General features: G+C 71.6%; 21 protein-coding genes. 13 read left to right on the top strand and 8 right to left on the bottom strand.

The annotated features are described in order from the left end of the window. Positions 1–81: 81 nt before the first annotated feature. Complete coding sequence (locus ACWEOZ_RS05155; RefSeq protein WP_451909486.1) at positions 82–624, top strand: SigE family RNA polymerase sigma factor; 543 nt, start codon at positions 82–84, stop codon at positions 622–624. Next, on the top strand, positions 611–1,426 hold the full coding sequence (locus tag ACWEOZ_RS05150; protein ID WP_451909485.1) for a hypothetical protein: 816 nt from the start codon (positions 611–613) through the stop codon (positions 1,424–1,426). The genes ACWEOZ_RS05155 and ACWEOZ_RS05150 overlap by 14 nt, the downstream gene beginning before the upstream one ends. Here ACWEOZ_RS05150 and ACWEOZ_RS05145 read toward each other — a convergent pair. Both ACWEOZ_RS05145 and ACWEOZ_RS05140 read right to left on the bottom strand, forming a co-directional pair. Further along, entirely contained in the window at positions 1,410–2,987 is a 1,578-nt protein-coding gene (locus tag ACWEOZ_RS05145) for a tetratricopeptide repeat-containing diguanylate cyclase (protein ID WP_451909484.1), read from the bottom strand. The genes ACWEOZ_RS05150 and ACWEOZ_RS05145 overlap by 17 nt on opposite strands. A gap of 204 nt (positions 2,988–3,191) precedes the next feature. Continuing rightward, entirely contained in the window at positions 3,192–4,586 is a 1,395-nt protein-coding gene (locus tag ACWEOZ_RS05140) for a cellulase family glycosylhydrolase (RefSeq protein ID WP_451909483.1), read from the bottom strand. Positions 4,587–4,819: 233 nt separating this feature from the next. Here ACWEOZ_RS05140 and ACWEOZ_RS05135 point away from each other — a divergent pair, with 233 nt between their 5' ends. Genes ACWEOZ_RS05135 through ACWEOZ_RS05125 form a run of 3 tightly spaced genes read left to right on the top strand, consistent with a single transcriptional unit; the run spans position 4,820 to position 11,601 of the window. Next, positions 4,820–7,519, top strand: coding sequence for a cellulose binding domain-containing protein (locus tag ACWEOZ_RS05135; RefSeq protein ID WP_451909482.1), 2,700 nt, complete (start codon positions 4,820–4,822; stop codon positions 7,517–7,519). Between the two features lie 28 nt (positions 7,520–7,547). Further along, positions 7,548–10,475, top strand: a complete 2,928-nt coding sequence (locus tag ACWEOZ_RS05130) for a glycoside hydrolase family 48 protein (RefSeq protein ID WP_451909481.1) — start codon at positions 7,548–7,550, stop codon at positions 10,473–10,475. Between the two features lie 10 nt (positions 10,476–10,485). Further along, positions 10,486–11,601, top strand: a complete 1,116-nt coding sequence (locus ACWEOZ_RS05125) for a lytic polysaccharide monooxygenase (protein ID WP_451909480.1) — start codon at positions 10,486–10,488, stop codon at positions 11,599–11,601. Positions 11,602–11,655: 54 nt separating this feature from the next. Here ACWEOZ_RS05125 and ACWEOZ_RS05120 read toward each other — a convergent pair whose 3' ends face one another. Beyond that, on the bottom strand, positions 11,656–12,657 hold the full coding sequence (locus tag ACWEOZ_RS05120) for a LacI family DNA-binding transcriptional regulator (protein WP_451909515.1): 1,002 nt from the start codon (positions 12,655–12,657) through the stop codon (positions 11,656–11,658). A gap of 343 nt (positions 12,658–13,000) precedes the next feature. Between ACWEOZ_RS05120 and ACWEOZ_RS05115 the strand changes: the two genes are divergently transcribed. The 4 genes from ACWEOZ_RS05115 to yjfF all read left to right on the top strand — a co-directional run bounded on the left by ACWEOZ_RS05115 (position 13,001) and on the right by yjfF (position 17,673). Continuing rightward, positions 13,001–14,011, top strand: coding sequence for an ABC transporter substrate-binding protein (locus ACWEOZ_RS05115; protein ID WP_451909479.1), 1,011 nt, complete (start codon positions 13,001–13,003; stop codon positions 14,009–14,011). A gap of 100 nt (positions 14,012–14,111) precedes the next feature. Next, positions 14,112–15,635, top strand: coding sequence for a sugar ABC transporter ATP-binding protein (locus ACWEOZ_RS05110; protein WP_451909478.1), 1,524 nt, complete (start codon positions 14,112–14,114; stop codon positions 15,633–15,635). Further along, the gene (locus ACWEOZ_RS05105; protein WP_451909477.1) at positions 15,632–16,663 is read left to right on the top strand and encodes an ABC transporter permease; all 1,032 of its coding nucleotides are present in this window, start codon (positions 15,632–15,634) and stop codon (positions 16,661–16,663) included. Before ACWEOZ_RS05110 ends, ACWEOZ_RS05105 begins: the two co-directional genes overlap by 4 nt. Continuing rightward, a complete protein-coding gene (gene yjfF / locus ACWEOZ_RS05100) occupies positions 16,660–17,673 on the top strand; it encodes a galactofuranose ABC transporter, permease protein YjfF (protein WP_451909476.1) in 1,014 nt (337 codons plus the stop codon). The genes ACWEOZ_RS05105 and yjfF overlap by 4 nt, the downstream gene beginning before the upstream one ends. Positions 17,674–17,730: 57 nt before the next feature. Here the strand turns inward: yjfF and ACWEOZ_RS05095 are convergent, their stop codons facing one another. Beyond that, on the bottom strand, positions 17,731–18,312 hold the full coding sequence (locus ACWEOZ_RS05095) for a GNAT family N-acetyltransferase (RefSeq protein ID WP_451909475.1): 582 nt from the start codon (positions 18,310–18,312) through the stop codon (positions 17,731–17,733). Between the two features lie 115 nt (positions 18,313–18,427). Between ACWEOZ_RS05095 and ACWEOZ_RS05090 the strand changes: the two genes are divergently transcribed. Beyond that, a complete protein-coding gene (locus tag ACWEOZ_RS05090; RefSeq protein ID WP_451909474.1) occupies positions 18,428–19,000 on the top strand; it encodes a DUF6197 family protein in 573 nt (190 codons plus the stop codon). On the opposite strand, the gene ACWEOZ_RS05085 is transcribed toward ACWEOZ_RS05090, so the two are convergent. The 3 genes from ACWEOZ_RS05085 to ACWEOZ_RS05075 are packed head-to-tail and all read right to left on the bottom strand — an operon-like array spanning position 18,987 to position 21,305. Beyond that, on the bottom strand, positions 18,987–19,481 hold the full coding sequence (locus ACWEOZ_RS05085; RefSeq protein ID WP_451909473.1) for a pyridoxamine 5'-phosphate oxidase family protein: 495 nt from the start codon (positions 19,479–19,481) through the stop codon (positions 18,987–18,989). The two genes, ACWEOZ_RS05090 and ACWEOZ_RS05085, sit on opposite strands and share 14 nt — an antisense overlap. Before the next feature lie 25 nt (positions 19,482–19,506). Next, on the bottom strand, positions 19,507–20,778 hold the full coding sequence (locus ACWEOZ_RS05080; RefSeq protein ID WP_451909472.1) for a hypothetical protein: 1,272 nt from the start codon (positions 20,776–20,778) through the stop codon (positions 19,507–19,509). Continuing rightward, positions 20,778–21,305 carry a SigE family RNA polymerase sigma factor gene (locus ACWEOZ_RS05075; RefSeq protein WP_451909471.1) on the bottom strand — a complete coding sequence of 176 codons (528 nt, stop codon included), beginning with the start codon at positions 21,303–21,305 and terminating at the stop codon, positions 20,778–20,780. The genes ACWEOZ_RS05080 and ACWEOZ_RS05075 overlap by 1 nt, the downstream gene beginning before the upstream one ends. 101 nt (positions 21,306–21,406) lie before the next feature. Between ACWEOZ_RS05075 and ACWEOZ_RS05070 the strand changes: the two genes are divergently transcribed. Then, on the top strand, positions 21,407–21,973 hold the full coding sequence (locus ACWEOZ_RS05070; RefSeq protein WP_451909470.1) for a hypothetical protein: 567 nt from the start codon (positions 21,407–21,409) through the stop codon (positions 21,971–21,973). On the opposite strand, the gene ACWEOZ_RS05065 is transcribed toward ACWEOZ_RS05070, so the two are convergent. Then, a complete protein-coding gene (locus ACWEOZ_RS05065) occupies positions 21,933–22,292 on the bottom strand; it encodes a MerR family transcriptional regulator (protein ID WP_451909469.1) in 360 nt (119 codons plus the stop codon). The two genes, ACWEOZ_RS05070 and ACWEOZ_RS05065, sit on opposite strands and share 41 nt — an antisense overlap. A 48-nt stretch (positions 22,293–22,340) precedes the next feature. Between ACWEOZ_RS05065 and ACWEOZ_RS05060 the strand changes: the two genes are divergently transcribed. Continuing rightward, on the top strand, positions 22,341–22,844 hold the full coding sequence (locus ACWEOZ_RS05060) for a nucleoside deaminase (protein ID WP_451909468.1): 504 nt from the start codon (positions 22,341–22,343) through the stop codon (positions 22,842–22,844). Beyond that, positions 22,841–23,746 carry a TIGR03619 family F420-dependent LLM class oxidoreductase gene (locus tag ACWEOZ_RS05055; RefSeq protein ID WP_451909467.1) on the top strand — a complete coding sequence of 302 codons (906 nt, stop codon included), beginning with the start codon at positions 22,841–22,843 and terminating at the stop codon, positions 23,744–23,746. Before ACWEOZ_RS05060 ends, ACWEOZ_RS05055 begins: the two co-directional genes overlap by 4 nt. The last annotated feature ends 19 nt before the right edge of the window (positions 23,747–23,765 follow it).

The following is a 23,765-nucleotide window of genomic DNA, read 5'->3' as shown; positions in this document are numbered from 1 at the left end:
TTTCGTGTCGATCCACTGAACCCCGGCTGCTCCGGTTCCGTTTACCCCCACAGCCGGGGCAGCCGGCCTCCACCTGTACCGATGACCGGAGAGGAACGTGTGACGGACCCGGACGACGAGCGTGACTTCCGGCGCTTCTTCGAGCAGCACCACGCGGACCTCTCACGGCTGGCGTACCTCGTGACGGGGGAGTCCGGCGTGGCCGACGACCTGGCCGCGGACGCGTTCGTCGAGGTGTGGCGGCACTGGGAGCGGGTCCAGGCGGCGGACAGCCCGATCGCGTACGCCCGGGGCATCGTGGCCAACCTGGCCCGCCAGTGGATCAAGCGGCAGAGCCGGGAGCGGCTCGGGCTGCTCGGGCTGGGCCTGCTGCGCCGGGACCGGGCGGAACCGGACACCCCGGCCGTGCTCGACGTGCGGGCGGCCCTGCGGCACCTGCCGCTGCGCCGGCGCGAGTGCGTCGTCCTGCGGTACGCGTTCGACGTGCCGGAGCGCGAGGTCGCCGAGATCCTGGGTATCTCGGTCGGCGCGGTCAAGAGCCTGACGTCGCGGGGAGCGGCCCAGCTCAGCCAGTACCTGAAGGATCTGCCAGTGACGACGGGAGGACTGAGTGCGTCAGCATGACGAGCGTGACCTCCGCACGGCGCTGCGCGAGGAGGCCGACCGGCACCGGCCGGACCGGCAGGCGATGCTGGACCGGATAGCCCAGGGCCGGACGGCGTACGCCCGCCGCCCGATCGACCGGCTCTTCGCCCTGGTCCGTCCGGCCGCGGCCGCGCTGGCCGTGGCCGTGGTGCTGGTGCTGGCCGTCGCCGGGGTCCGGCTGAGCAACCGGGAGCCGGACGTGGACGACGCCCCGGTCGCCGCCCCGTCAGCCGTACCGGCCACGACGCCGGCACCGGCCACCACGAAGGCGCCCGAACCTACCACCCCGGCCACGACCGCCACCGACCCCGAGCCGCCCCGCACCACCTCCGGCACGCCTTCGTCCCCGTCCGTGACCACGCCGTCCAGCGCCGCGCCGCAGACCGACCGCGACGGTTACCTCAGCTCGACCACCAAGATCGACCCGAACACCAGCGACGGCTGGACGCAGGACAGCGTGGTGCTGAAGTCGACCCGCAAGATCACCGCCCTGGACGTCACCGTGGAGGTCGCGCTGACCCCCGGGGTGGGCGAGACCGGCCGGTGGAGCACGGTGTCCAACGAGCTGCTCACCACCAGCAGCAGCCGGACCGGCAAGAAGCTGGTCTTCCGATTCACGCTGCGGCCGGGCGCGACTCTGGCACCGGGCGAGTACACGTTCGCGGCGCAGTTCAACCACACCGTGGGCAAGCACTCCCCGGCCGGCGACAGCTACGAAGCCAAGATCACCGGGGAGGGCAAGGACGCGAAGGTGAGCGGCACCTTCATGCCGCGGCAGTGACCTCGTCGTCACAGACCCGGTCGCGGCCGGCGCGCTTCGCGGCGTACAGGTTGCGGTCGGCGGCGGCCAGTGCCGCCGCCGGAGTCGTTGCGGCGCCGTTCACGGTGGTGACGCCGATGCTGCAAGTCACCGGCAGGCCGCCGGTGAGCGCGGTCCAGTCCTCGCCGGCCACCGCCGACCGGATCCGTTCACAGTCCCGCCGGGCCCGCGCGGCGTCGGTCCGCGGCAGCAGGACGACGAACTCCTCGCCGCCGATCCGGGCGATCACGGCGTCCGGCGGTGCGGCCGCGGTGAGCACCCCGGCCAGGCGCCGCAGCACCAGGTCCCCGGTCGCGTGCGACCGTGTGTCGTTGACCCGCTTGAAGTGGTCCAGGTCGAGCAGCGCGACCGACACCGGCGTGCCCTCGGCCGCGGTGGCCAGCGCTGCGGGCAGCTCCTCGTCGGCGTGACGCCGGTTGTGCAGGCCGGTCAGGGCATCGCGGTGGGCCAGCTCGCGGAACGTGTCCGTGGCCCGGCGGGCCTCCTCGGCCTGGTAGACCGCCTGCAGGGCCCGGGACCGGGCGTCCTGCTGGGCCGAGGTGAGCTCCCGGGTCTCCCTGTGGAAGCGGCGGTACTCCTCGAACGCCTCCTGGTAGCGGCCGGTGGCGGCGTACAGCAGCGCCTGCTGTTCACGGCCCCGGGACTGCAGCCCGGCCAGATCGTGCTCGGCGCACAACCGGAACAGGCGGTCGAGCAGCGTCTGGGCCCGCTCGGCCGCGCCGAGCTCCCGGCACGCCTCGGCCGCGGTGAGCAGGGCCTCCTCCAGCGCGTTGCCCTCGTCGATGAGGTGCCGCGTCGCGTCGTCGGCCAGCAGCGGCGCGAGGATCTGCTCCACCTCGCGGTGCCGGCCGCCCAGCATCGCCACCCGGGCCAGAGTGTCCAGGCACGTGGCGCTCAACCGGATCCCGGCGCTCTCGGCGGTCGCCAGCATCCGGCGTACGAGCTCCTCGGCGGCCGGCCGGTCACCGCGCTCGTACGCGGTGTACGTCATGTTGTTGAGCAGGTGCAGGGCCAGGTCGCTGTCGTGGTGGGCGGTGGCGAGCCCGAGCGCCTCGGTGAACGCCCGCATCGCCTCCTGCGGTGAGCCGGTCTCGTCCAGCAGCACGGCCAGGCACATCAGGTGCCGGCTGCGGATGGCCGGCGGCACGTCGTCGCCGGTGTGCGACATGCACTGCACGGCGTGGGCCAGCGCGGTGGCGTTGTCGCCCAGCTGCCGGAAGAAGATCGACAGCGCCCGGTGGCAGCGGGCCAGCAGGTAGTCATCGCCCAGCTCCACGGCCTCCGGGTAGATCCGGTGGGTCAGCCGCCCGCCCTCCACGGTCTCGCCCTCGCGCAGCATGATCACGGCCCGGGCCAGGCGGGCCCGGAGCACCAGCTCCGGGTGGCCGGACCCGGCGGCGGCGCGTTCGATGCGCGCGGCCACGGCCGCGTCGTCGTGGAGGGAGGCGGTGAAGCCGATCTCCAGCCTCAGCAGGTCATCGGCCAGGCGGCCGGCCTCGACCGGCGCGGGTGTCGTGGTCACGATGCTCCCAGGGCTGGATGGCTCCCCAGACTGGCGGTCCGGGGGTGCAGCACGGGTGCGCGGCGGTGGCGATCGGGGAGCGGCCCGGCCCGGGGGTGACGGACCGGGCCGCTGTGGGAACCCCGGTTGGCGCGGGGCGTCAGGCGGCCGCGCAGGCGGCGGTGGTGACAGGTGCGGTGCGGGGAACGGTGATGCCGACCGGGGTCAGGCAGCCGCGCAGGTCACGGCCGGCGCGGTGTTGGTGCCGGTCGAGCTCGCGGTGAAGCCCCAGGTGGTGCTCGCGCCGGCCGCCAGCGAGCCGTTGTACGGCGCGTTGCGGGCGGTCACCGCGTCACCGGAGCTGGTGACCGTGGCGTTCCAGGTGTTGGTGAAGCGCTGGCCGCTGGGCCAGGTCCACGTCACGGTCCACGACGTGATCGCCGCGTTGCCGGCCTTGACGGTGACCGCGCCCTGGAAGCCGCCGCCCCACTGGCCGCCGACCGCGTAGGTGGCCGTGCAGCCCTTGCCCGCGGGCGGCGGGGTCGACGTGCCGGGCGTCGGCGAGACCGTCGGCGAGACTGTCGGTGAGGCCGTCGGCGTGGTGGGCTGCACGCCACCGAAGACCGACGCCTCCCGGGAGGTCGCCTTGATGCCGTTGGCCCCGTTGAACAAGCGCTGGCCCCAGGAGGTCAGGGCCGCGGCGTTGAAGTCGGTGACCAGGTCCAGGTATTCCACGCCGCCGCCGTTGCCGCTCCACGACCAGCCCAGATAGCCGATGCCGCGGGCCTGGGCGGTGGCCAGGATGGTGTCCTCGTCGGGGTCGCCGTCGGAGTGGTTGTGGCCGAACTCGCCGACCACGATGGGCAGCCCGGCGGTGATGAACCGGCCCAGGTAGTCGTTGATCTCGGCGGCGGTGTCGAACACGCCGTACATGTGGATCGAGAAGATGGTGTTGCGCTGCGGGTCGGTGGCGAACACCGAGGCCGCGTTGTCGCGCATGGTGAACGACCAGTCCTGGCCCCAGTTCGGGGCGTCCACCATGATCGAGTGCTCGAAGCCGGCGGCGCGCAGGCGGGTGATCGCGTTCTTGGTGTCCGCGACCCAGCCCGCGGCGTTGGTGTTGCCGTACGGCTCGTTGCCGATGTTGAGGATGACGTAGCGCTCCTGGCCGGCGAGCGCGCTCTTGACGCTGATCCAGTAGTCCACGGCCTGGGCCAGGGTCGCCGCGCCGGCCTGCTCGCCGTACCCGGTGGTGTCGTGGGCCTCCAGCACGCAGATCAGGCGGTTGGCCTTGCACTGGCTGATCACGGCGGAGACGTTGGCAGCGTTGTCAGGACCCCAGCGTGGCCCGCTGCCGAGCACGATCCGGACCGTGTTGGCGCCGAGTGCCTTGATGTCGGCCAGCGCCTGCGGCGTGCGGTCCTGGTACCAGGTGTGGGCGTGGTTGACGCCGCGCATGACGAAGGCGTTGCCGTTCGCGTCCAGGATGCGGCTGCCGCTGACGGTGAAGCCCGCCGCCGCCTGTGCGGGCTGGGCCGCCACAGCGACCAGGCCGGTCACCGTGGCGAGCACGGCGGCCAGGCCGCCGAGAAGTCTGCGTCGCGTGAAGCGATGTCTCATGTGGTCCTCCATCGATGTCGGAAGCGCTCCCACGATCGATTGACCGACATCTTCCTACCTACTCGGTTCAGTCCTTGTCAACACGGCAGAAACCTCGGCGTGACCGGTGGGTCATTTGTTTCCGGCTCTTGACAACGAAATGTCAACGGCCCACATTCATGGGAGCGCTCCCATGTTCATGACTGTCGATGGCGCATCCGCGGCGTCGCAGCCGTGCCCGGAGAGGAACCCCTTTGCGACGACCAAGATTCACCTCGGTGGCCGTTGCCGCGCTGCTCATCGGCGCGACGACCTTCGTTGCCACCGCGGCCGACCGTCCCCGGCCGGCCACCGCCGCCGCCGCTGCCGACGCGTACAGCTGGAAGAACGTCCGGATCGACGGCGGTGGCTTCGTGCCGGGCCTGATCTTCAACCGGACCGAGAAGAACCTGATCTACGCGCGCACCGACATCGGCGGCGCGTACCGGTGGAACCAGGCCGGACAGAACTGGGTGCCGCTCCTGGACTGGGTGGGCCAGGAGAACTGGGGCTACAACGGCGTCACGAGCATCGCGACGGACCCGGTCGATCCCGACCGGGTCTACGCGGCGGTGGGCATGTACACCAACAGCTGGGACCCCAACAACGGGGCGATCCTGCGCTCGGCCGACCGCGGCGCGACCTGGCAGGTCACCACGCTGCCGTTCAAGAACGGCGGCAACATGCCCGGTCGCGGCATGGGGGAGCGGCTGGCGATCGACCCGCACGACCACAGCCACGTGTTCTACGCCGCCGAGGGCGGCAACGGCCTCTGGCGCAGCACCGACTACGGCGTGACCTGGGCCAAGGTCGCCGCGTTCCCGAACGCCGGCAACTACGTGCAGGACCCGGCCGACACCAACGGCTACCTGAGCCAGAACCAGGGCCTGACCTGGGTCACCTTCGACGACGTCAGCCGTGACGTCTTCGTCGGCGTGGCCGACAAGGCCAATCCGGTCTACCGCTCCACCGACGGCGGCGGCACCTGGGCGCGGGTCCCCGGCCAGCCCACCGGCTACCTGCCGCACAAGGGGGTCCTGGACTCGGTCAACCACTACCTCTACGTGGCCACCAGCGACACCGGTGGCCCGTACGACGGGGGCAAGGGCCAGGTCTCGCGGCTCAACACGGTGACGGGGGAGTGGACCGACGTCAGCCCGGTCAAGCTCAGCGCCGGCGCCGACCTCTACTTCGGCTACTCCGGCCTGACCGTGGACCGGCAGCGGCCCGGCACGCTCATGGTCGCCACCCAGATCTCCTGGTGGCCGGACGCGATCTTCTTCCGCAGCACCGACAGCGGCGCCACCTGGACCCGGATCTGGGACTTCACCAGCTATCCGAGCCAGTCCAAGCGCTACACCATGGACATCTCGGCGAACCCGTGGTTGGACTTCAACACCAGCCCGCAGCCGCCCGAGGCCACGCCCAAGCTCGGCTGGATGAACGAGTCGGTCGAGATCGACCCGCTGGACTCGAACCGGCTGCTCTACGGCACCGGCGCCACCGTCTACGGCACCACCCAGCTGACCAACTGGGACAAGAACACGACGTTCACCATCAGGCCGATGGCCAAGGGTCTCGAGGAGACCGCGGTGCTCGACCTGGCCAGCCCGCCGTCCGGGGCGCCCCTGGTCAGCGCCCTCGGTGACATCGGCGGGTTCCACCACGCCGACCTGGACACCGTGCCGGCGAACTTCCACGACACGCCGAGCCTGGGCAGCAACACCAGCCTGGACTTCGCCGAGCTGAGCCCGGCCTTCTTCGTCCGGGTCGGCAACGCCGACGCGGCACCGCACATCGGCGTCTCCAACGACGGCGGCAAGAACTGGTACAACGGCCAGGAACCGGCGGGCGTCACCGGCGGTGGCAAGGTGGCCGTGGGGGCCGACGCCAACGCCGTGGTCTGGGCCCCGGCCGGCGTGGGCGTGCACCATTCGACCACCCGGGGCAGCTCCTGGACGGCCTCCACCGGCATCCCGGCCGGCGCCGAGATCGTCAGCGACCGGGTCGACCCGAAGACCTTCTACGGGTACGCGGCCGGCAAGGTCTACGTCAGCAAGGACGGCGGCGCCACCTTCACCGCCTCGGCGGCGACCGTGCCCGCGACCGGGAACGTCAAGCTGCACACCGTCGCCGGCCGTACCGGGGACGTGTGGCTGGCCGGAGAGACCGGGCTGCTGCACTCCACCGATGCCGGTGCGACGTTCACGGCGGTCGCCGGCGTCAGCAAGGCGATCAACGTCTCCACCGGCAAGGCCGCGCCGGGGGCCGCGTACCCCGCGGTCTTCACGATCGGCACGGTCGCCGGGGTCGCCGGGGTCTTCCGCTCCGACAACGGCGGCGCGGCCTGGGTCCGGATCAACGACGACGCCCACCAGTACGGCAACGCGGGCGAGGCCCTGGCCGGCGACCCCCGGGTGTACGGCCGCGTCTACCTCGGCACCAACGGCCGCGGCATCCTCTACGCCGACCGCACCGGCGGGTCCACGCCGCCGCCGGTGACCCCGTCCGCGTCGGCCTCGGCCACGCCGCCACCGGTGACCCCGTCCACGCCGCCGCCGGTGACCCCCTCCGCCTCGGCGTCGGTCACCCCGCCGCCGGCGGCGACCGGTTGCACCGCGACCTACAAGATCACCGGAACCTGGGGCGGTGGCTTCCAGGGTGAGGTGACCGTCCGCAACACCGGCACAGCCCCCACGAAGACCTGGTCCGTCGGCTGGACCTTCGGCAACGGCCAGGTCGTCTCGCAGGTCTGGGGCGGCACCGGTGGTCAGACCGGCACGGCCGTGACCGTGCGCGACGCCGGCTGGAACGGCGTGCTGGCCGCGAACGCGACCACCACGTTCGGCTTCCTCGCCTCCACCACCGGCACCAACCCCCTTCCGTCGCCGATCACCTGTGCGGCCACGTCATGACCCGCCCCACCCCCAGGAAGGACCCGCGATGAGATCCCCCCTGTCCACCCGATCGCGTTATCGACGCGGTCTCGCGGCCTCGGCTGCGGCGTTACTCGCCGCCGGCCTGGTCGTCGCCGGCTCGTCGCCCGCGCAAGCGGCCGCCGGCTGCACGGTCGTCTACCGTGTGCAGAGCCAATGGAGCGGCGGCTTCACCGGTGACATCGCCATCACCAACTCCGGTGACCCGCTGACCAGCTGGAAGCTGGAGTACGACTTCCCGGACGCGGGGCAGAAGGTCACCCAGGGCTGGAGCGCCACGTACGCGCAGAGCGGTCAGCACGTCACCGTCTCCAACGCGGCGTGGAACGGCACGCTCGGCAGCGGCGCCTCGGTCAGCACGGGCTTCAACGGCACCTTCGGCTCGGCCAACCCGGTCCCGACGGCGTTCACCCTCAACGGCACCGCCTGCAACCAGACCGCCGCCGTACCGACGGTGTCGATCAGCAGCCCGGCGGCCAACACCCGGTTCACCGCGCCCGCCTCGATCCCGGTCGCGGCGACCGCCACGGCGACCAGCGGCCGGACCATCAGCAAGGTCGAGTTCTACCACGACGGCCTGCTGCTGGGCACCGACACCACGGCGCCGTACGCCTACACCTGGGAGAGCGTCCCGGCCCAGACCGCGGCGTACCGCCTGCAGGCCATCGCGTACGACTCGACGAACGCCAAGAGCGCGACCGCCGACGTACCGGTGTTCGTCGACGCCGCCACCACTCCGGCGGTCGTCACCGATCCCACCTCGCTGACCGTCGCTCCGGGCGAGTCCGCGACCTTCAAGGTGGCGCTGTCCAAGGCGCCGGCCGCGACCACCACCGTGGCGATCGCCCGCAGCGCCGGGGCCACCACGGTTTCGGCGACGCCCGCGTCGCTGACCTTCACGACCGCGAACTGGAACACGGCGCAGACGGTCACCGTCGCCGCGACCGCCGCGGCCGCGCTGAACTCGACCGCCACCTTCAGTGCCACGGCCGCCGGGCACACCGCGGCCAGCGTGGTCGCGACGGTGCTGGCCAAGGGCAGCGCCGACGCCCGGTTCACCCAGCTCTACAGCGACATCAAGAACCCGGCCAACGGCTACTTCAGCCCCGACGGCCTGCCCTACCACTCGATCGAGACGCTGATCGACGAGGCGCCCGACCACGGCCACGAGACGACCTCCGAGGCGTTCAGCTACTGGCTGTGGCTGGAGGCCGAGCACGGTCAGGTGAGCGGGGACTGGGCGCCGTTCAACAAGGCGTGGCAGACGATGGAGCAGTACATCATCCCGTCGCACGCGGACCAGCCCACCAACGACAAGTACGACCCGAGCAAGCCGGCCACCTACGCCGCCGAGCACCTGCTGCCGTCGGAGTACCCGTCGCAGCTGGACAACAGTGTCTCGGTGGGCACCGACCCGCTGGCCAACGAGCTCAAGAGCGCGTACGGCACCTCGGACATCTACGGCATGCACTGGCTGATGGACGTCGACAACGTCTACGGCTTCGGCCACTGCGGCGACGGCACCACCAAGAACGTCTTCATCAACACCTTCCAGCGCGGCCCGCAGGAGTCGACCTTCGAGACCGTGCCGCAGCCGTCCTGCGACACGTTCAAGCACGGCGGCCCCAACGGCTACCTCGACCTGTTCACCAAGGACGCGTCGTACGCCAAGCAGTGGAAGTACACCAACGCCCCCGACGCCGACTCGCGGGCCGTGCAGGCCGCCTACTGGGCGCTGACCTGGGCGACCGCGCAGGGCAAGCAGTCGCAGCTGTCCGCCGCGGTGGCCAACGCCGCCAAGATGGGCGACTACCTGCGCTACTCCTTCTACGACAAGTACTTCAAGAACCCGGGCTGCACCTCGACGTCCTGCGCCGCGGGCTCCGGCAAGAGCAGCTCGAACAACCTGATGTCCTGGTACTACGCCTGGGGCGGGGCCACCGACACGCAGGCCGGCTGGGCCTGGCGGATCGGCTCCAGCACCAGCCACTTCGGCTACCAGAACCCGATGGCGGCGTACGTGCTGTCCAACGTCCCGGCGATGGCCCCGAAGTCACCCACGGCCAAGGCCGACTGGCAGGCCAGCCTCAACCGGCAGCTGGAGTTCTACCAGTGGCTGCAGTCCAGTGAGGGCGGTATCGCCGGTGGCGCGACCAACAGCTGGCAAGGTGCGTACAAGGCGCCGCCGGCCGGCACCCCGACGTTCTACGGCCTGTCCTACGTCGAGGCGCCGGTCTACGAGGACCCGCCGTCCAACCGGTGGTTCGGCATGCAGACCTGGTCGCTGGAGCGGCTCGCCGAGTACTACTACCTGACCAACGACGCCAAGGCGAAGTCCGTCCTGGACAAGTGGGTCACCTGGGCCCTGGACAACACCGAGATCGGCACGTCGAGCTTCGCCATCCCGTCGGACCTGGCGTGGACCGGCAAGCCGGTCACCTGGAACCCGTCGAGCCCGGCCGCCAACACCGGCCTGCACGTCGAGGTCACCAGCAAGGGCCAGGACCTCGGGGTCGCCGGCTCGTACGCCAAGCTGCTCGCCTACTACGCCGCCAAGTCGGGCAACGCGCGGGCCAAGACGGCCGCCAAGGGCCTGCTGGACGCCATCTGGGCGTACAAGGACCCGAAGGGCGTCTCGGTCACCGAGACCCGGGCCGACTACAACCGGATGGACGACCGCTACGACGCGGCCACCGGCCAGGGCATCTACATCCCGCCCGGCTGGAGCGGCAAGATGCCCAACGGCGACGAGATCAAGCCGGGCGTGTCCTTCCTGGACATCCGTTCCTTCTACAAGAACGACCCGGACTACCCGAAGGTCGACGCCTACCTCAAGGGCGGCGCGGCCCCGACCTTCAACTACCACCGATTCTGGGCCCAGGTCGACGTGGCCACCGGCTACGCGGACTACGCCCGCCTCTTCCCGAACGGCTGAGAGGACCGAGATGAAGAGAAGATTCCTGTACGCGGCCGCGGTACTGCTCGCCACCGGCGTGGGCGTGACCGTGGTCCAGACCAGCGCCTCGGCGCACGGGGCCATGATGGTTCCCGGTAGCCGGACCTACTTCTGCTGGAAGGACGGCCTCTCCGGGACCAACGGAGGGATATCGCCGAAGAACCCGGCCTGCGCCGCCGCGGTGGCCCAGGGCGGCACCACCCCGCTCTACAACTGGTTCGCCGTGCTGCGTTCGGACGGGGGCGGCCGGATGGCCGGCTTCATCCCGGACGGTCAGCTGTGCAGCGGCGGCACCGGGGGCCCGTACAACTTCACCGCCTACAACGCCGCCCGCAACGACTGGCCGCAGACCCACCTCACGGCGGGCGCCAGCATGCGCTTCGACTACAACAACTGGGCCAAGCACCCGGGCACGTTCTCGCTGTACATCACCAAGGACAGCTGGAGCCCGACCCGTCCGCTGGCCTGGAGCGACCTCGAGTCCACCCCGTTCTCCCAGGTGGTCAACCCCGAGTCGATCGGCGGCCCGGGCACCAACGACGGCCGGTACTCGTGGACCGGGCGCCTGCCCTCGGGCAAGAGCGGCAAGCACATCATCTACTCGGTGTGGTCCCGCTCGGACAGCCAGGAGACCTTCTACGGCTGCTCGGACGTGACCTTCGACGGTGGCAACGGTGAGGTGACCGGTGTCGGTGACGGGACCATCCCGCCGCCGCCGACCGATCCGACGACCCCGCCGCCGTCCACCCCGACGAGCCCGCCGCCGTCGTCAAGCGGACCGACCACCCCGCCGCCGGGCACCAACAGCGGCTGCTCCGCGATGTACAACCCCACGGGGTCCTGGGGCGGTGGCTTCCAGGGCGAGGTCATGGTCCATGCGGCGAGCACGCCGGTGACCAAGTGGAAGGTGTCGTGGACGTTCCCCGGCGGGCAGACGGTCAGTCAGCTGTGGAGCGGCAAGTACACCGGTAGCGGTTCCCTGGCCACGGTGACCAACGAGTCGTGGAACGGCTCGATCGCGGCCAACAGTTACACCACGTTCGGTTTCACCGGCACCGGATCGGTGCCGCTCACGGTGCAGAACCTGAGCTGCACGACCGCGTGAGCTGACCGGAGGCCCGGGGTGCGGATGCGCCCCGGGCCTTCGCATGTCCGGACGCTACCGGCGGGCCCGGCGCTTGGGCGGGGCCGCGGTGCTGGCTCGCACGGCCAGCTCGGGGGTGACGACGACGTGCGCCGGGGACTCGGGGCCGGCCATGTGCTCCAGCAGCAGCGCCAGGCTGAGCCGGCCGAGCTCGGCGAAGTCCTGGCGCACCGTGGTCAGCGGGGGCAGGAAGTATCCGGAGTCCGGCATGTCGTCGAAGCCGACGACGCTGACCTCCTCGGGCACCTTGCGGCCGGCCTCGTGCAGCGCGCGCAGCACGCCGAGGGCGATCCGGTCGTTGGCGCAGAAGATCGCCGTGACCGCCGGGTCCCGGGCCAGCGCCTGGCCCTGCACGTAGCCGGTCTCGGCGTTCCAGGACTGCGGCAGGATCGGCGGCACCTCGGCGCCGGCCGCGGTCAGGGTGTCGCGCCAGCCGGCGATGCGTTCCTGCGCCTCCGGCCAGTCGCCCGGTCCGGCGACGTGGTGCACCGTGCGGTGGCCCAGGTCGAGCAGGTGCCGGGTGGCGAGCTGGGCGCCGCCGGCGTTGTCCACGCGGACGGTCGGGACCCCGTCGGCGCCACCGGCCCCGCCGACCGCCACACAGGACAGGCCGGCCGGGGCCTGCGTCAGGGCATCGGTGACGGCGTGCTTGGGGGCGATGGCGATGATGCCGTCCACCGCGTGCTGGCGGAGCCGGTCGACGGCCTCCAGCACGGGCCGGCGTTCCAGGTTGCGGAAGGTGGCGATGCTGACCAGGTATCCGGCGGTGCGGGCGGCGTCCTCGATGCCGTACAGCATGGAGGCCGGGCCGAACAGCGTGGTCTCGAAGCCGATGATGCCCAGGGTGTGCGACTGCCGGGTGACCAGCGTACGGGCGGCGAGGTTGCGGCGGTAGTCCAGCGACTCCATCGCCTCGAGCACCCGGGCGCGGGTCTCCTGCCGGACGTTCGGGTGCTCGTTGAGGACCCGCGACACCGTCTGGTGAGAGACGCCCGCGAGCTTCGCGACGTCACGCATGACCGCCGCCGGCTTCTTCGATGGCACGCAGTTCCCCTTGTCGCTCCCGCACCGGTGTCGGCCACAGTGTAGTTCTTCCAAGTTTCCGAACAGTGCCCTTGACCTCGGTGTCGGCGCCCTGTCGGCGCTTGCTAGGTCACGATACGGAACGATCTCTTGACGCCGGGATTGGGAACGGTAACACTCCTGAAACGCACCGTGTGACGGGAGCCACTGCATCGAGCGGTGTGGCTGTCGTCTGGCTGCTCCGCGCGTTCCCACCCCCGAACGCCGTGGGACTGCCGCTCCCCTTCCTGTCAATTGAAAACCGGCTTCGCGAAGTTCAGATTGTGAACGCTAACAAATGAGATACCTGGAGGACGTTGTGCTCAAGAAATGGTCCGCTGCGGTCCTGGCCGGCGCGCTGGCGGTCGGCGCCCTCGCGGGATGTGGTGGTGACGGCGACGACGCCGGCAGTGGCAGCGGTGGTGGCGGCGGCAAGATCACCATGGGCTTCTCCCAGGTCGGCGCCGAGAGCGGCTGGCGTACGGCGAACACCAAGTCGATCCAGGACTCGGCCGCCTCGGCCGGCATCGACCTGAAGTTCTCCGACGCCCAGGGCAAGCAGGAGAACCAGATCAAGGCGATCCGGTCCTTCATCGCCCAGCGCGTCGACGTGATCGCCTTCTCGCCGGTCGTGGAGTCCGGCTGGGACACGGTGCTCAAGGAGGCCAAGGACGCGAACATCCCGGTGATCCTCACCGACCGTTCGGTGGACTCCCAGGACAAGTCGCTGTACAAGACCTTCATCGGCTCCGACTTCGTGCTCGAGGGCAAGAAGGCCGGCGAGTGGCTGGTCAAGGAGTACGAGGGCAAGACCGGCGACGTCAACATCGTCGAGCTGCAGGGCTCGCCCGGCGCGGCCCCGGCCAACGACCGCAAGGCCGGCTTCGCCGACGTCATCAAGGCCGACCCCAAGTTCAAGGTCATCGCCTCGCAGACCGGTCAGTTCACCCGGACCGACGGCAAGGAGGTCATGGAGGCCTTCCTCAAGGCCCACCCGAAGATCGACGTGCTCTACGCGCACAACGACGACATGGGCCTGGGTGCCATCGAGGCGATCGAGGCGGCCGGCAAGAAGCCCGGCACCGACATCAAGATCATCACGGTCGACGCGGTCAAGGACGGCATGACGGCGCTCGCCGCGGGCAAGATCAACTACATCGTGGAGTGCAGCCCGCTGCTCGGCCCACAGCTGATGGACCTGGCCAAGAAGGTCAAGGCCGGCGAGACGGTGGAGCAGCGCGTGCTCACCGAGGAGACCACCTTCACCCAGGAGCAGGCCAAGGCCGCTCTGCCGGACCGCAAGTACTGAGGTCTGTTCAGGTCACCCTGAACGATCACCGATCACGCACGAGCGGCACCGCCCCGGCCGGCAAGCCGGGGCGGTCCGCCGCCGACCAAGGAGCAAAACGATGGGTGACCCGCCGATCCTGCAGATGACCGGCATCCGCAAGACCTTCCCGGGCGTGGTCGCGCTCGACGGCGTCGACTTCTCGCTGCGCCCGGGCGAGGTCCACGCCCTGATGGGCGAGAACGGGGCCGGCAAGTCGACCCTGATCAAGGTCCTGACCGGGGTGTACGACATCGACGCCGGCGACATCCGGCTCAACGGCACCCCGGTGCGCTTCGGCGGGCCGCTGCAGGCCCAGCAGGCCGGCATCAGCACGGTCTACCAGGAGGTGAACCTCTGCGCGAACCTCTCCGTGGCCGAGAACATCTTCATCGGCCGGGAGCCCCGGCGGTTCGGCAAGATCCGCTGGTCGGAGATGCGCCGCCGCTCGGCCGCCCTGCTCGCCGGGCTGGACCTGCACCTGGACGTGGCCGCGCCGCTGAGCACGTACTCGCTGGCCATCCAGCAGATGGTCGCGATCGCCCGGGCCATCGACATCTCGGCCAAGGTGCTGATCCTGGACGAGCCGACCTCCAGCCTCGACGCCTCCGAGGTGGAGCGCCTGTTCGAGGTCATGCGCCGGCTCAAGCGCGACGGCGTGGCCATCCTGTTCATCTCGCACTTCCTGGACCAGGTCTACGCGGTGGCCGACCGGATGACCGTGCTGCGCAACGGCACCCTCATCGGCGAGTACGCCACCGCCGAGCTGTCCCAGATGCAGCTGGTCACCAAGATGATCGGCAAGGAACTGACGGTGCTGGAACGCCTCGAGGAGGAGCCGCGCACGGTCACGGCCGACGCGCCGCGAGAGCCCATCCTCGAAGCGCACGAGCTGGGCCGCACGGGCGCCATCGCGCCGTTCGACCTGACCATCCGCGGCGGGGAGATCGTCGGGCTGGCCGGGCTGCTCGGCTCGGGCCGGACCGAACTGGCCCGGCTGCTGTTCGGCGCGGACCGCCCCGACGAGGGCACCATCAAGATCGACGGCAAGCCGGTCGCCCTGCGGACCCCGCGGGTGGCGATGAACCACGGCATCGCGTTCTCCTCGGAGAACCGCCGGACCGAGGGCGTCGTCGGCGAGCTCAGCGTGCGGGAGAACATCGTGCTCGCGCTGCAGGCGTCCCGCGGCTGGTCCCGGCCGATCCCGCGGCGCAAGCAGGACGAGCTGGTCGAGCGCTACATCAAGACCCTGGGCATCCGTCCGGCCGACCCGGACGTGGCCGTACGCAACCTCAGCGGCGGCAACCAGCAGAAGGTGCTGCTGGCCCGCTGGCTCATCACCGAACCCCGGCTGCTCATCGTGGACGAGCCGACCCGCGGCATCGACGTCGGCGCCAAGGCCGAGATCCAGCGGCTGCTGGTCGAGCTGGCCGACGGCGGGATGGCCGTGCTGTTCGTCAGCGCCGAGCTCGAAGAGGTGCTGCGGCTCAGCCACAAGATCGAGGTGCTGCGCGAGCGGCACCTGGTCGAGGAACTCGACAACACCGGCGGCGGCGTCGACGCCGACCGCGTCATGCAGGCCATCGCGAGTGGAGCGAACCCGTGACCGCCATCGTCAAGCACCGGCTCTTCTGGCCCGCCGTCGTGCTCGTCCTGCTGCTGGTCAGCAACGTCTTCTTCGCCCCGCGCTTCTTCACGATCACGCTGCAGGACGGCCACCTGTACGGCTCGCTGATCGACGTGCTGCGCTCGGCCACCCCGCTGGCCCTGGTCGCCCTCGGCATGACGATGGTCATCGCCACCGGCGGCATCGACCTGTCGGTCGGCTCGGTGATGGCGATCTCCGGCGCCGTGGCCTGTCTGTTCATCGGTGACCTGAGCGATCAGGGCAGCGTCGGCGGCGTGCTGCTGGCGGTCGGCCTGGCCCTGGTCCTGTCGCTGGTGGCGGGCATCTGGAACGGCGTCCTGGTGTCGGTGATCGGGATCCAGCCGATCATCGCCACGCTGATCCTGATGGTGGCCGGGCGGGGCATCGCCCAGCTGCTCACCGGCGGCCAGATCATCAACGTGTCGTCACCGCCGTTCCGGGTGATCGGCGCGGGCTACGCGCTGGCCGTCCCGGTCTCGGTGATCATCGTCGCGGTCGTGGTGGCCGCGGCCGTGCTGCTCATCCGCCGCTCGGCGCTGGGCGTGCTGGTCGAGGCCGTGGGCGCCAGCCCGACCGCGAGCCGGCTGGCCGGCATCCGGTCCCGCGGGCTGACGATCATGGCGTACATGTTCGCCGCCGTCTGCGCCGGCATCGCCGGCCTGATCTTCAGCTCGAACGTGGCCAGCGCCGACAGCAACGCGGCCGGCAACCTCATCGAGCTGGACGCCATCCTCGCCGTGGTGATCGGCGGTACGGCGCTGACCGGCGGCCGCTTCTCGATCGCGGGCAGCGTGCTCGGTGCGGTGCTGATCTCGGCGCTGGACATCACGACGTACACGATCGGCGTGCCGGCCGAGACGACCCTGTTGTTCAAAGCGGTCGTGGTCGTCATTCTGTGTCTGAGCCAGTCCGCCGCCTTCCGCGCCGCGGTGTTCCGCCGCCGGCGTACCCCCGCCGTCACTCCCGCAGCCGAGGTGCCCGCATGACCGACGTGAAGGCTCCGCCCCAGCCGGCGGTCACCGTGACCCCGCCGCCCAAGCGGCGCCGCCTGGACCGGCGGCACATCCCGGTGCTGGCCACCCTGGCCCTGCTGGCCCTGATGTACGGCCTGGGTGTCGCCAACTACGACAACTTCTCCGACACCCAGGTCCTGCTCAACGTCTTCGTCGACAACGCCTTCCTGCTCGTCGTCGCGGCCGGCATGACGTTCGTGATCCTCACCGGCGGCATCGACCTGTCGGTGGGCGCGGTGGTCGCCCTGACCACCGTGGTCGCCGCGACGCTGCTCAACGACGGCTGGCCGGCGGCGCTGGTGCTGCCGCTGGTGCTGCTGATCGGCACGACGCTGGGCCTCGGCATGGGCCTGGTCATCCACTACTTCAAGGTGGAGCCGTTCATCGCCACGCTGGCCGGCATGTTCCTGGCCCGCGGCCTGTCGCTGCTGATCAACCGCAACTCCATCCCGATCACCGACCCGTTCTGGACCTCGATGGCCCAGGAGCGGATCCGGTTCGGGCCGGGCATCTTCATCTCCACCAGCGTGGTGATCGCCCTGGTGGTGGTGCTGGCCGGGGCGTTCGTGCTGGCGTACACCCGGTTCGGCCGTACGGTCTACGCGATCGGCGGCAACGCCGACTCGGCCCTGCTGATGGGTCTGCCGGTGGGCCGGACCCGGATCGCGGTCTACACGATCAGCGGGTTCCTGTCGGCGCTGGGCGGCGTGCTGCTCAGCTTCTACATGCTGTCCGGATACAGCCTGCACGCGCAGGGCATGGAGCTCGACGCGATCGCCGCGGTGGTGATCGGCGGCGTGATCCTGACCGGCGGCTCGGGCTACCTGTTCGGCACCGTGCTGGGCGTGCTGGTGCTGGGCCTGATCCAGACGATCCTCACCTTCCAGGGCACGCTGAGCTCCTGGTGGACCCGGATCGTGGTGGGCATCCTGCTGTTCGCGTTCATCGTGCTGCAGCGCCTGGTCACCAGACGGGCCCGTTAGCCGCACCATGTGAGCTGCCCGGCGGACCGCCATCCGCCGGGCAGTTCCCGTTCCCGGTCAGTCGCCCCGCACGCGGGCGTGCAAGTGCATGTCGTGCCGGCCGTCGGCGTGCACGGCGGCGCTGCGCCTGGTGCCCTCCAGCCGGAAGCCGGAGCCGGTGGCGACCCGGCACGACGCCTGGTTGCCGGTCGAGTGATCCAGCTCCAGGCGGTGGAACCCGGCCGGGCCGAGAGCCCAGTCGCTCACCGTGGTGAGCGCCCGCGAGGCCACACCGGCGCCCCGGGCGGCCGGCAGCACCCAGTACGCGCACACAGCGATGCCGTCGGCGAAGTCGAAGCCGCGCAGCGCGATGCGCCCCAGCACCGCACCGCCGGCCCGGGTCACCGCCCAGTGCCCGCCCCGCTCCTGTGCCCAGTCCCGCCGGTACTGGTCGAACCACTCACCGACCTGCTCCGCCGAGGCAGGCCGGCGGGTGTGCCAGCGCCGGATCTCCGGATCGCTGTAGGCGTCCAGGAAGACCTCGGCGTCCGTCGCCTCCCATGGCCGCAGCAGCAGGTCACCGGGGGCGGACAGGACGGGTTGCGGGCCGGCGGCGAGGGTGCCGGCGACGATGGTGGGTGGCGTCGAGAAGGCGGTCACACAGGTCAGCTTCGCAGCACGGCCACCCGGGATGGCACACAGGTCATCTTCCCGGGTGCGGCCCGGCGGGGGAGAATCGACCGAGGTCACGCTGCTCGCACCCGGAGGCGGACACATGAACGAAGCGGTCACCCGCCGGCGTCAGCGGGGCCTGGTCGAGCGGCTCCGCGCCGCGGCCGGCGCTCTGTCCCCGCAGTCACCCGCCGAGCCTGATCCCGGGCCCGCTGCGCCTCCCGGCCATCGGCGTCACCAGGACGCCCTGGCCGTGCTGACGGCCGCCCGGGCCGTGGTCGCGCGGGGCTGGACGCAGCAGACCTGGTACGTGATGGAGACGCCCGCCGGACGCCGGCGCACCATGTCGTCGATCTTCCCGAGCCGGCTGGACCGCACCCGGGTCGTCGAGGCCTGCCTGGTCGGCGCGGTCATGCACGCGGCCTGGCAGCAGAGTCCCCGGCCCGAGCACGCGTACCCGGCGGTGGACGCGCTCTGGTGCACTCTGCTCGGCGGCGGCACCCCGGACGCCGATCCGGTCGGCCCGCTGTCCTCGCCGCCGGTGCGTGTCGCCCGCGTCCGCGACCTGACGACCTGGAACGACCGGCCCTACCGCACCCGGGCCGAGGTGCTCGACCTGCTGGACCGCACCACGGCCCGGATCGCGGAGGCGGACCGCCGGCTCACCCCACAGTGACCCGGGCCCGGTGGTCCTTGGCCAGTCCGTGCCGGGGGCACGGCTCGCGCGGCTCCCGGGGGCACAGCACCCACATGTCCGACACCGTCACCCGGTAGAGCCGGTACGAGGACGACCCGGTCACGTCCTCCCGGGTCACCGGCGCGGCCCCACCGCCGTCGGCCCGGGGATAGCTGCGCAACGCCTGCTCGAGGTCCGCACCGGAGACCTCCCGTGCCTCACCGACCGCATAGACGGCCCGGCCGTGATACGGCGCCACGGTGGAATCGAAGACGACCATGCTCACCCGTGGATGCGCGGCCAGGTGATCGGAGTGGACAGCGTCCCGCTCGGACACCCAGAGGAAGTCCCGGTCGCCGGACGGGGCGAAGTAGACCGGGGCGGTCCACGGATGCCCGTCCGGCCCGGTCGTGCCGAGCACGAGGTAGTGGTTGCTCGCGATGATGCCCCGCGCGTGGGCCAGGAGATCGTCGTCGGTCATGCGAGCACTCTGCCCCAAACGCACGTCAGTGGCAGCGCCACACCACGGCCTGGATCGTGCCGGATGCGTCGTCCGACTGGCCGCCGATGGTGCGGCCGTCGTCGCTCAAGGTGGTCGCGATGTTGCCCAGCCCGCCCGGCTCGTGCGCGGCCAGATCCGGCAGCACCACCGTCTTCGCGCCGGCCACCAGCACCGCGCGTCCCTGCTTGTCGGTGCCGACCTGCCAGCCGTGGGCGTTCGCCGTGTTCGCGCCGATCTCCAGGCCGTCGATCAGCCGGACCTCGCCGGTGCGGACGTTCCAGCGGACGGCCGTCATGCGCGCCGGTGCCTTCTTGTCGCTGCCCTCCGTTCCGGGCGAGGGCTTGCTGCCGTCGCGGCCGGAGCCGTCGGTGGCCACCCCCGTCGCCCAGCCGTTGCGGATGCTGAACGCCCGGGCCGTGATGGCCGGCTTCCCGCCGATGGCCGGCATGGGCAGCTCGCGGTGGGTGCCGTCCGGGAACCAGACGTACGGCCGTTCGTCGTCCAGGGTGCCGACCGCGGTACCGTCCTCGTCGATGTCGGTGGCCTGGGCGCGGGAGGTGCCGGCGGGCACCGGCAGGCGGATCGCCTTGGCGGTCGCCGAGCGCCACAGCAGCGCGGCGTTACCGGTGTCGTCGTCGCCGACGATCGCGCCGGCCTCGTTGATGGCCAGCGCCGAGCCGCGCCGCACGCCCGGCAGTTTCGCCACCTGGCCGTCGCGGTAGACGTACGGCACCGGGCTGCTGCCGGCGTAGCTCCAGCCCACCGCGGTGCCGGCCGAGTTGACGTCGCGCAGAGACTCCTCCAGGTCGCCCGGGAGCAGCACCTTGCGCGCCTGGCCGTCGTGCCAGATGACCGCCTGGTAGCCACCGGCCTTCGGGTACGAGCGGCCGACGATGTACCGGCCGCTGGGATCGGCCCCGGAGACCAGGGCCATCGGTGCGTTGTCGGGCGCGGGCAGTTGTTCCAGCGTGCAGCTGCCCGGCGGGGTGGCGGCGGGCGCGGTCCAGCCGGGGGTGCCCGGGATCGTGTAGAGCGGCGGTTTCACCGAGGCGGTCGGGGGAGCGGCGACCTTCGGACGGGGCTCGGCGACCGATCCGGCCGCCACCGAAGCGCCGGCCACGGCGAGTGCGGTCACCGCGGCGGCGCCGGTGTAGCCGGCCGCGCGGCGGGTGCGGTGCCGGCGGCGCCCGTCAGCCATCGCCCGGCCGATGTCCACGGTGGACGGCGTACGGGGCTGGTCATCGAGCGACCGCAGCAGGTCGAAATCGGACGGCATCATCGGCTCCTCAGTTCCTGGGTGGAAAAGCCCGTCAGTTCCCGCTCGCCCAGCAGGCGTCGCAGGGTGGTCAGGCCGCGGGAGGTGTGGCTCTTGACCGTGCCGGCCGAGCAGCCGAGGATCGCGGCCACCTCGTCGACCGGCAGGTCGTAGAAGAAGCGCAGCACCAGCACGGCCTGTTGCCGGCGCGGCAGCCGGCCCAGCGCGACCCGGACGACCTGGCGGTCCTCGATGCCGCCGCCGTCGGCCGGCGGCAGCGGCTCCGGTGTCTCGCGCAGCAGCCGGACCCGGGCCCAGGCCAGCCGTCGCTCGTCGACGAACGTGCGGACCAGCATGGTGCGCACGTACCCGTCGAGGTGCGTGGCCGTAGCCGCCCGCTGCCATTTCACGTACAGCGTGGTGATGGTCTGCTGCACCAGGTCGTCAGCGCGGTGCTCGTCACCCGCCAGCAGGAACGCCAGCCGCCGCAGCGCGGGTAACCGCGCCGTGACGTAGTCGACGTACTCCGCTCGAGAACCGTCCCGCATCGTGCCGCCCTCCGTCGGGTCATCACTTCTCAGACGGGTGCGGAGGACCACCCGGTTGTCCGGTCGCCGGGCCCGATCGCGGTCCGGGCACAATCGCTGGCGTGGATGTGCCCGGACTCCTGCGCCAGGCGGCGGGCGAGCTGCCCGCCGGGCTGCCCCGGGCCGACGTCGACGAGTACCTGGCCCACGACGAGTGGGAGCTCGCCCTGGACGTGCTGCTCGACCGGGGCGACGACCACCCGGTCACCACGTCGTACTTCCAGATCCTCGAGGAAGCCGCCTTCCGGATGGGCCTGGCGCGCAGCGCGGCGTGGTGCGCGTGGCGGCGCCGCGAGGTGCTGCACGGCGTCATCCGCGCCGAGCTGCACCTGATCCCCGGCACGCGCAGTGCGCCGATCCCGGGCGCCGGGACGGTACGGCCGCTGTGGGACACCGGTCTGCTCACCCCGGCCGGCGCGCCCGACCTGGCCGTCGCGCTGATCTGGGTCGAGTACGCCCAGGAGCTGCCACCGGGCGGCGCCGGTCCGGTCCGGCTGGCCCCGCTGACCGCCGTCCGCTGGCATCATCTCGAGCCCGGCGACCGGATCACCATGCACGAGCGGGGCGCGACGACCGGCACGGCCACGATCACCGAGGTGGTGTTCCCGGGATCGCCAGATCGCCGATGACGGCGTCGAGCGCGGCGACGGTCCCGGTCAGCTCGGCGATCTCGGCGACGATGCGTTCCCGCTCGGCCCGCAGCCGGTCGGTGAGCCAGGGGGTCCGGATCGCCGGGTCGCTCAGGCAGGGCAGCAGGTCGGACATCGTCCGGCTGCCGATGCCCGCGTCGAAGAGCCGCCGGATCAGCAGCACCCGCTCGACCGCCGCCTCCGGGTACGTGCGCTGACCGCTGCCCGAGCGCACCGACGTCAGCAGGCCCTGCTCCTCGTAGTAGCGGATCGACCGCGTGCTCGCGCCGGTCCGGGCGGACAGCTCACCGATCCGCATCACAACTCCCTTGCCTCTCACACCGATGTCAACTTCTAGTCTCATCGGATGACCACCGTTGATGTCAATGCGCTGATCGGCGTCCCGCTCGACGAGGGGGCGGCGCTGGCCCGTACCGTCGAACTGGCTCTGCACCAGGCCGCCACCGGCCGGCTGCCCTTCGCGGCGCTGGTCGTGCGCGACGGCGTCGTGCTCGGCGGCGGCGCCAACACCGTCGTGGACGACCACGACCCGTCCGGGCACGGCGAGGTCGTCGCCGTCCGCGACGCCACCCGGCGGCTCGGCTCGGCCGACCTGTCCGGCGCCGTCGTCTACTCCAGCTGCGAGCCGTGCGCCATCTGCCGGCTGGTCGCCGCCGCGGCCGGGATCGGCGAGATCGTGTACGCCGCGGACAAGTCCCTGGTCCCGGCGGCGATCGACGGCGACGCGGCGACCACGGCCCGGCTCATCGACGCCGTCACGGCGGTCCTGCCCGGCATCGCCCGCCCCGGGCACACCGACGCCGACGCCGCCGCCCCCTTCCGCCGCTACGAGCAGGCGGTCGCCCGATGATCCGGCTCGGCGTGAACGTGCCCAACTTCGGGCCCGGGTCCAGCTACGACGCGCTGCTCGGCTGGGCCCGCTTCGCCGAGGACGGCGGCTTCGACACCCTGGTGGTCTCCGACCACGTCGTGCTCACCCCGGAGGTCGCCGCGATCTATCCCGAGCCGTTCCACGACCCGTTCGTGCTGCTCGCCTGGCTGGCCGGGCAGACCTCGACCGTGCGGCTGGGCACCTCGGTGGTGCTGCTGCCGTACCGGCACCCGCTGCACACCGCCCGGATGAGCGCGATGCTGCACCTGATGAGCGGCGGCCGGTTCGTGCTCGGCGTCGGGGCCGGCTGGTCGGCCACCGAGTTCGCCGCGCTGGGCGCCGACCACGCCCGGCGTGGCCCGGTCACGGACGAATACCTGGAGATCATCACGGGGGCGTGGGCCGCGGACCGGGTCGACGGGCCCGGATATCAGGGCGTGCGGACGGGCCCGCGACCGCCGGAGGGCCGGGTGCCGGTCTGGGTCGGCGGAGCGTCACGCCGGGCCATCCGGCGCGCGGTCCGCTCGGGGAGCGCCTGGCATCCCATCAACCCCGACCTGGACTGGCTGCGGGACAAGGGGCTGCCGGCGTTGCGTCAGGAGGCGGCCGAGCAGGACAGGCCGGTGCCGGAACTGGTCGTGCGGGTGAAGGCGCGGCTGCAGGCCGAGCCGGCCGGCCCGGAGCGCCCGGCCGGGGTCGGCACGCTGGAGCAGGTCGTCGGGGACGTGCACGCGCTGGCCGGGCTGGGCGCGAGCGAGGTGATCCTCGACCCCAACCCGGACGAGCCCCGGCCGCGCGACTACGCGGCCGAGCAGCGGCAGCTGGCCGAGATCAGGCAGGCGTACGCGGCCGGAGACACGAAACCGGCGGCCACCCGGTGAGGGGTGCCGCCGGCTGCGC

The organism is Actinoplanes sp. NPDC004185 (genome assembly GCF_053603475.1).
The sequence above is the reverse complement of the archived record's forward strand: the minus strand, read 5'-3'. Positions and strand labels throughout refer to the sequence as shown.